Annotated in this window: 4 protein-coding genes; 1 reads left to right on the top strand and 3 read right to left on the bottom strand. The window is 60.4% G+C overall.

Translation table 11 applies throughout. The features are described from left to right. On the top strand, positions 1-1,808 hold a 1,808-nt coding region (locus ACKUG4_RS26880; RefSeq protein ID WP_445435186.1), incomplete at its 5' end, for a calcium-binding protein. An 81-nt stretch (positions 1,809-1,889) separates the two neighbouring features. Here ACKUG4_RS26880 and ACKUG4_RS26875 read toward each other — a convergent pair. The 3 genes from ACKUG4_RS26875 to ACKUG4_RS26865 form a co-directional block, all read right to left on the bottom strand. After that, positions 1,890-4,622, bottom strand: coding sequence for a winged helix-turn-helix domain-containing protein (locus ACKUG4_RS26875; protein WP_445435185.1), 2,733 nt, complete (start codon positions 4,620-4,622; stop codon positions 1,890-1,892). A 187-nt stretch (positions 4,623-4,809) separates the two neighbouring features. After that, positions 4,810-6,174, bottom strand: coding sequence for a DUF1329 domain-containing protein (locus ACKUG4_RS26870; RefSeq protein ID WP_445435184.1), 1,365 nt, complete (start codon positions 6,172-6,174; stop codon positions 4,810-4,812). A gap of 27 nt (positions 6,175-6,201) precedes the next feature. Then, a complete protein-coding gene (locus ACKUG4_RS26865; protein ID WP_064383978.1) occupies positions 6,202-8,091 on the bottom strand; it encodes a DUF1302 domain-containing protein in 1,890 nt (629 codons plus the stop codon). Positions 8,092-8,270 lie beyond the last annotated feature (179 nt).

Raw genomic sequence — 8,270 nt, 5'->3', positions numbered from 1 at the left:
TGACCGCGCTCGACCGCGTGTTCGCCTCCATCGACTACACCCTCGGCGCCAACGTCGAGAACCTGATCCTGATCGGCAATGGCAACCTCAACGGCACCGGCAACGCGGTCAGCAACCGTATGACCGGTAACGCCGGTGACAACATTCTCGACGGCGGCGCCGGCATCGACACGCTGATTGGCGGCTTGGGCAACGACACTTATGTCGTCGACAACGCTGGCGACATCATCACCGAGACCAGCACCCTGGCGAACGAAATCGACACCGTCCGCGCGTCGGTTGACTGGAGACTGGGCGCCAACCTGGAAAATCTGGCGCTGACCGGCAACGCCATCAACGGCACCGGCAACAGCCTGAACAACGTGCTCACCGGCAACGCCATGAACAACACCCTCAGCGGCGGCGCCGGTGACGACACCCTCGACGGCGGCCTCGGCGCCGACACCATGATAGGTGGCGACGGCGTTGATACCTACTACGTCGACAACGTCGGTGATGTGGTGACCGAAACCGACGCCTCGCTGGCCGCACTCGACCGCGTGTTCGCGAGCATCGACTACACCCTCGGCGCCAACGTCGAAAACCTGATCCTGATCGGCAGCACCAACCTCAACGGCACCGGCAACGCGGTCAACAACCGTATCACCGGCAACATCGGCAACAACATTCTCGACGGCGGCATGGGAGCCGACACCATGATCGGTGGCGCCGGCAACGACACCTACGTTGTGGATAACATCAACGATGTCGTGATCGAGCAGATCGGCGAAGGGCATGATCTGGTCAGAACCAGTATCAGCTACACCCTCGGCGCCAATGTTGAAGACTTGACGATGTTTGGCGACACATGGGGTGCACTCACCGGCAATGCGCTGGACAACACCATCACAGGCAACTCCGCCACCAACTACATCGATGGCGGGCTAGGCGCAGACATCATGATTGGTGGAGCCGGGCATGACGTCTACAACGTGGATAACATCAACGACGTTATCGTTGAACTCGCGGATGAGGGGATTGATACCGTCAACACCAGCATCGACTACACACTGGCGGACAACGTCGAAGATGGTCAGATGATTGGCAGTGCCAACCTGAATCTGACAGGTAATGCCATGGAAAACGTCTTGCACGGCAACGATGGCAACAACATCCTGTCGGGCGGTCTCGGCGCTGATCGCATGATTGGCGAGGGCGGCGACGATATCTTTATTGTGGATAACGTCAATGACCTCATCTTCGAGTTCCAGAATGGCGGTCACGACCTGATCCGCACTTCGGTTGATTACAACCTTTCGGATTACGTCGAGGACGGCACCCTGCTCGGCAGCGCAAACCTGACAATGTGGGGCAACAACCTCGATAACATTCTGACGGGTAACGCCGGCAACAACGTACTCGGCGGCAATGGCGGAACCGACAAACTGTTCGGTGGGGAAGGAAACGACACACTGTACGGTGGGTGGGGACATAGCACGTTGACGGGCGGTACCGGGGCTGACACCTTTGCCATCACTAACATGATCAATCTCGGAAAGGAATTCGGAACAAGCTCCTCGCAGAACGTCATTGCCGATTTCAACGCACTGGAAGGGGACAAAATCGATTTCTCCAAATTCGACATTGACCCGATGACCCTCGGCTATCAACACTTGACGTTCATTGGCTCCAGTGAATTCACCGGGCTGGGGCAACTGCGTTTTGCAGATAACGTCCTGTCGGGCAACCTGAGCGCAGACGCTGGGGGGCACTTCGAAGTGCAAGTGGTGGGCGTCAACTCGCTCAGTGCGAACGACGTCATCGTCTGATCCCTTAGCTGCCTGAAACATTCGAAGCTGAAAAATGAAAACACCCCGCCATCGCGGGGTGTTTCTTTTGTCCACTTTTTTCTAGGCCAACAGGCCCAGCTCTTTGGCCCGCGCCACTGCCTGCGTCCGCCGCTCAACCCCCAGCTTGCTGTTGATATGGCTTGCGTGGGTTTTCACGGTGTGCAGCGAAATGAACAATTGCTCGCTGATTTCCTGATTCGAACAACCCTGGGCAATCAACCGCAGTACGGCCAGTTCGCGACTGCTGAGCTGTTCAGTGACCGTGGACTCAGGCATCTGCCGGGGCGGCGCTGGCGGTAGATGCTCGAGCAATTGCTGGCCTGCCAGTCCGGGGAACGCCAGCAATTGCCCACGCAACCAGTCCGTGTGCTCCCTGGCCAATCCATCGAATGGCTGCAACACCCCGCCGGCCGCCAGCTCCAGCGCCTGGCTCAACGTCTTGCGTGCTTCCGGCTCGCGCCCGCCCGCCAGTAGCAACGCCACCTTTTGCGTTAACGCCATCACGCTGAGTAACTGGCGCCCGGTTTGCACACCGTTTTCGTGCAGCACGTCCAACCGCCCTTCGGCGAGCATCGGCTGGCCGCGGGTCATGTCGAGCAGCGCTTGTTGCAGCTCAACGTGCAATGGCAGTTGGGGGTGAAACTCCGGCGGCGCAGCGGCGCGCTCGCCGGTGTAGGTCTGGCCCAACCGCGCAAGCCACGCCTCTGCCAGATCGGTGCGACCCTGCGCCAGCCACAGTTCGCATTTGACCAGGGTGATCATCGCAAGGTAGTAGATCGGCGGCACGTCCCAGATGTGCATCAGGCGTTCGGCTTCGGCGAGTTCGGCGAAGGCCTTGGCGAACTCGCCGCTGCTGCCATCCAGACGCGCGATGACGCAATGGCCGATCAATACGCTGATGTCGCGACAGGCCCGTGCCTCGCCGATTCCGGCCAACAAGCGCACGCGTGCGGCCTGAGGCTGCAAGCGCATCGCCAACAGAAAACCCTCGTACAGGGTCAGCCGTGCACGCACCGCATACAGGCGCTGTGGCGACAGGCCGCGCAACCGCTGCAAGCCCTGATGGACTTCATCGAGTGCGCGCAGAATTTCACCGCGGGCCTGCAACACCCGCGCACGATCGTAGTGCGCCAACGCTTCGAAGAACGGGTTGCCAACGCGCTGCGCCAACTCCAGCGACTCTCGGTTAAGGCCGCGGGCGCGCCATAGGTCACCGTCGGCAATGGCCAGATTGGACAAGGTCGATAGACACATCAGCCGCTGGCCATAGCGCTTGGCCGGCAGACTTTCCAGGGCTTCGCTGCAGTATCTGATCGTCAACTCCCGATGCCCACGCCCGCGAGCGATGATCCCGCTCAGCGCCAGCCATTGCGCGAGCATCGACTTCTGCGCGGTAGCGGAAGGTGCCGGCAGGAAACGGCTCAAATGGCTGGACAATTCTTCGGCGGCATCGAGCTGACAGGCCAGCCCGAGCGCCCAGCTGTACAACACGATCAAGCGTGGCGTGCTGATCAGCAGGCTGTCGGGCAAGTCCATTTTCCAGCGCAGCAGCATGCCGACGTTTTGCTCGGCCAGCAGTTGCTCCTCGGAAAGGTTCTGTACCAGGTTTGCGGCGACGTCGAGATGACCGGCGCGCAACGCCTGTTCAACCGCCTCGTCCAGTAACCCTTGCGCGTTGAACCAGCGACAAGCACGCAGATGCAGCGTTGCAGTTGGCACCATCGCCTCAGCAATCGGCCGGCTGCGCAACAAATCAGAGAATAGATGGTGATAGCGATACCAGTGACCGTGCTCGTCCAGCGGCACCAGAAAGACCTGATGGGCCAACAGGAAACGCAGAATCTCGGCGCTGTCGTGTGCTTCGCGCACGGCGTCGCACAGTTCGCTGCAAAAACGCTCTTGCGGTGCGGTGTCATAGAGGAACGCCTGCACTTCGGCGGGCAGACAATCGATGACTTCCTCCAGCAGGTATTCGCGAATCAGCCCTTCCCCGCCGTTCAACGCTTGAGGCAAGGCCGATTCGGTGCCGGCTTCAGAAATCGCCAGCAGCCAGAATCGCAACCCGGCCACCCAGCCTTCGCTACGCTGGATCAGGTTTTCCAGCGCCTCGCCACGCAGTGAGCTGCTGTGACGATCGAGCAGTGCCAGGGCTTCGTCGTGGGTCAGGCGCAGATCCTGCTCGTGCAGTTCCAGCAACTGCCGGGACAGGCGCAGACGGGCCAGGTGCCAGTCCGGGCGCTGACGGCTGGTGACCATGACCAGCAGACCATCGGGCAAATGGTTGAGGAAAAATTGCAGGCAACGATCGAGCACCGGCCCTTGGGCGAGGTGGTAATCGTCGAGTACCAGCAGCAGCGGCGAAGTCGGTAGCAGGTGCAGAGCCAGCTCATCGAGCAAGCCGTCGAGCCATTCTTCGAAGGCGAACGGCTGGTGACGCTGGCGCATTTTCAACAAACCGAGTGCGCCGCTGCCGAGTTCGGGAAAGTAGTCCTGCAGGCCCTCGAGCAAGCGTTCGAGGAAGCGTCCCGGGTCACTGTCGCGGGCGCTCAGCCCCAGCCACAAACTTTGCCAGTGCGCCGGCAGACTCTGACAGAACTCCACGGCCAGCGAGCTTTTGCCAAACCCGGCCGGGGCGCTGACCAGCAACAGACGTCCACCGAGCCCGGCTTGCAGGCGCTCGCAAAGTCGTGGTCGCAATACGTACCCATCAGGCAGCGGAGGACGGAAAAAACGTCCGTCCAGTGCCGCGACGGCAACGCTTGCGGGACCCGGAAGTGGGGACAGATCAGTCATGGCCGGCTCTTGTTCGTATGGCTGTTGGCGGCGTAGCAGATGCCCGCAGACTAGCCTTAAACGGAGCGGTTATGAAGGTCGTTGCTACAAATGGCTACAAAAAGCCTACGGAAAAACTGCAAGCAAAAAAAACGCCCCGAACCTGTCGGGGCGTTTTCACGAGGATGCGGCCTCGATTTACAGGCGCTTAGCGAACACCATCCTGACGCAGGGCGGCCGGGGTGAAGTCGCTGGTGGTGGCAGTGAAGCCGAAGTCATACGCCGACTTCTCTTCGTTCTTCATGCCCAGTGCCAGGTAACGACCGGATTGCAGGTCGTAGAGGGTTTCCAGGGTGTACCAAGGCACCTGCACGTTGTAGTAGTTCTGGGAGTGAGCTTCCGCCACGCGCCACAGTTGGTTGCGACCGTCGTAGTGATCGATCACGGCCGCTTGCCAGGTGTCCTCGTCGATGAAGAAGTCACGCTTGGCGTAGATGTGGCGCTGACCTTCCTTCAGGGTCGCGGTCACGTGCCAGACGCGACGCAGTTCATAACGCGCCAGATCCTGGTTGATGTGCCCGGCCTTGATGATGTCGGCGTACTTGAGTTTCGGATCGTCGAGCTTGTAGCTGTCGGAGGCGATGTACATCTCTTGCTTGCCGACCAGTTTCCAGTCGTAACGATCCGGTGCACCGTTGAACATGTCCAGGTTGTCGGAGGTACGCAGGCCGTCCGCCGCGGTACCCGGGCCATCATAGGACACTTGCGGAGCGCGGCGCACACGACGCTGACCGGCGTTGTAGACCCACGCCGAACGCGGCTCCTTCACCTGGTCGAGGGTTTCGTGCACCAGCAGCACGCCACCGGCCAGACGTGCCGGCGCGGTCACTTTCTGCTTGAAGTAGAACAGGATGTTGCCCGGGTTCGCCGGATCGTAGTCCTTCATCTTGTCGCGGAACACGAACTGATCCTGGAAGTACACCAGGCTGAAAGAGCCGTTCGGTTGCGGCGTGGCCTGGGTCACCAGACGGGTCACGCTGCCGCCGCGATAGCGGGTGATGTGGTTCCAGATGACTTCCACACCGGTTTTCGGAATCGGGAATGGCACGGCGGTATCGAAGTTTTCCAGGCCGTTGCCGCCCGACACCAGGGTTGTGGTGGTGGCGTTCTTTTTGATGGCTGCGAACACCGCATCCGGCACGGTGGCACCACGATGGGACGGATAGACCGGCATCTTGAAGGTGTCAGGATAGCGCTGGAACATCGCGTACTGGCCCGGTGCGAGCTTGGCCTTGTACTGATCGACGTTCTGCCTGGTGATGGTGAACAGCGGTTTCTCACTGGCGTACGGATCGGACAGGAAACCTTTGCTGTCAACGGTGCCGGCATTTTTCGGCATCGGTTTCCAGGCCGGGATCGAGCCGTCGGCGTTGCCGGCCATTTCGGCGCCCATCGGGGTCAGGCTCTTGCCCAGCTTGTCCGCTTCGGCGGCAGGCACCGCCGCCATGACACCGGTCGCCAGCAGCGACAGGCCCAGAACACCGGCGTGGAACAGACTCTTTGTTATTTTCATAAATTCGTTCGTCCTGAAATGCAGTGCTTAGAAGTTCACGCCGAGGCTGAGCGCCACAAAATCGCGGTCATCCACGGTGGTGTACTTGCCGTCGAAGAAGTTGGTGTACGCCAGGCTCGCGGTGTAGGTGTTCTGGTACTCGGCGTCGACGCCCAGGCTGACGGCCTTGCGACCTTCCTCGAAGTTGCCGCCAGGGCCCGGCGAGTAGCCGCTGACGTCGTGGGACCAGGCCACGTTCGGCTTGAGGTTCACGCCGGCGAAGACATCGTTGTATTCCCAGATTGCACGGCCGCGGTAGCCCCAGGACATCGACGTGGTGAAACCGTCGTTGTCGCAATTGCGGCTGCGGTTGTTCTGCGGCGAACCTGGTCCGGCGCCGTTGATGGTGCCGTTGTTGAGGATGTTGACGCAGGTGTTGGTGGTACCGGTGGCTGGCAGCTCGCCCGGGCCATAGACCGGATCGCGGCCATAGCGCTTGTCGGATCGGCTTTCGAGGCCGCCCACATAAGTCATGCCCACTTCACCCACGAGGGTCAGACGGCTGGCGCCCATGACCTGATCGAAGAAGTGCGTGAAGGTGGTTTGCAGTTGAGTGATTTCCTTGCGCTCGTAGCCATGCAGATCCTGACCCGGCACGCCATTGAGCAGCGATGCGTTGGCGTAAGGGCCACCCAGTGGACGCACACCGGCGAACAGGATGTCGGTGGAGTTCAGTTGCACCGGTGCATTCGGGCGATAGCTGATCTCACCGCTCCACGCCGTACCGGTAGGCAAGGTGGTGGAGAAGCTCAGACCGTAGAGGCGGATGTCTTCAGGGTATTCGACGAAGTACTTCGAATTGCCGGCAACCAACAGAGGCCCGAGCGCCTGAAACGGACCTGGCAATGCAGCTACGCCGTTGTAGACCGATTGCGGCGCGCCTGTGGCACTGAAGATCGGCGCACGGCTGTGGTAATTCATGAAGTAGGCACCGAATTCGGTGTCCAGCGGTTCGAACATGTACTTGAGGGACGCGCCCCACTGGCCGCTGTCCCGCGCATCGCGATCGGCGCCGCGCGGCACCAGCACACCTTCTTCATTGACGTTGACGCCGTTGGCCGCCAATGGCCCCAGGGCAATGGCCGGGATCTGCGAGCGCTTGTTCAGTACGCGCAGGTTGTCGGTGCAACCGTCGGCAATGATGTCCGGCTGGGAGAAGAACGTGCCGCAGTTGTCGACGACGGTCTGGTCCCACTCCAGCTGATAGAAGGCTTCGGCCGACAGGTTGTCGGTCAGGCTCTGGGACACGTAGAACATGTTGACCGGGATCAGGCCTTCCTTGATCTCGGCGCCCGGACGACGGAACGCGGAAACGTCGATCGGGTTGATCGAGTTGATGCCGCCGCCGATGAAGGTACTTTCACCCCAGCTCACCACCTGTTTGCCCAGACGCACGGAGCCCGGCTGATCGGCAATCGCGTAGTTGTGGTAGACGAAGGCATCGAGGATCTGACCGCCGGCGGACTTGGCGCCTTCCTTGCGGTTGCTGTCGCTGATGTCCTTGAACTCGCGGCTCTCGTCCTTCAGTTCGAAGTCGTACCAGTATTTGCCTCGGACGAATACGCCGGTGTCGCCGTATTTCAGTTCGAGGTCATGAATGCCCTTGAAGATCTTCGAGAAGGTTTCGCCGCTCTTGAAGTTGGCATGGCCGTCGTCGGAAGTCTGGGACAGACCGTGACCGCCGTTGTTGACGCCGATGAGGTTCTTGTTCGGGCTCTGGGTGGACCAGCTGGCACCGATCGACAGGGAGGAGTCGAACTGGCCTTCGATTTCACCGACGTTGAAACTGACGCCGAATGCGGGCCCGGCGAGCGAAGAAGCAAGACTGACGGCCAGAGGCAGCTTTGCCCGGCGCCAGAACTGGTTTACTGAGGTCATCGACGCTACTCCATGTGCATTATTGTTATGGCAGTGAGTACTTTTAAAAACGCCTGAAGGACCGGGTGCCAGCGGCTTCCCGAAATCGCTTCAATGTTGCATCGCCCCGTTTGTGCGTGTGCCCCGTTCTTAAAAATCCTTGAGCGGACTATAGCCAGCAGGTGGTACTGCTTGATCCC

The sequence above is a fragment of the Candidatus Pseudomonas auctus genome (assembly GCF_048654275.1).
GTDB lineage: Bacteria > Pseudomonadota > Gammaproteobacteria > Pseudomonadales > Pseudomonadaceae > Aquipseudomonas > Aquipseudomonas pharyngis.
This window is presented reverse-complemented; position numbering and strand designations above follow the sequence as displayed.

Excerpts from the sequence above, each read along its gene's own strand:
- ACKUG4_RS26865 (WP_064383978.1), bottom strand. The coding sequence starts at position 8,091 with ATGACCTCAGTAAACCAGTTCTGGCGCCGGGCAAAGCTGCCTCTGGCC.
- ACKUG4_RS26875 (WP_445435185.1), bottom strand. The coding sequence starts at position 4,622 with ATGACTGATCTGTCCCCACTTCCGGGTCCCGCAAGCGTTGCCGTCGCG.
- ACKUG4_RS26870 (WP_445435184.1), bottom strand. The coding sequence starts at position 6,174 with ATGAAAATAACAAAGAGTCTGTTCCACGCCGGTGTTCTGGGCCTGTCG.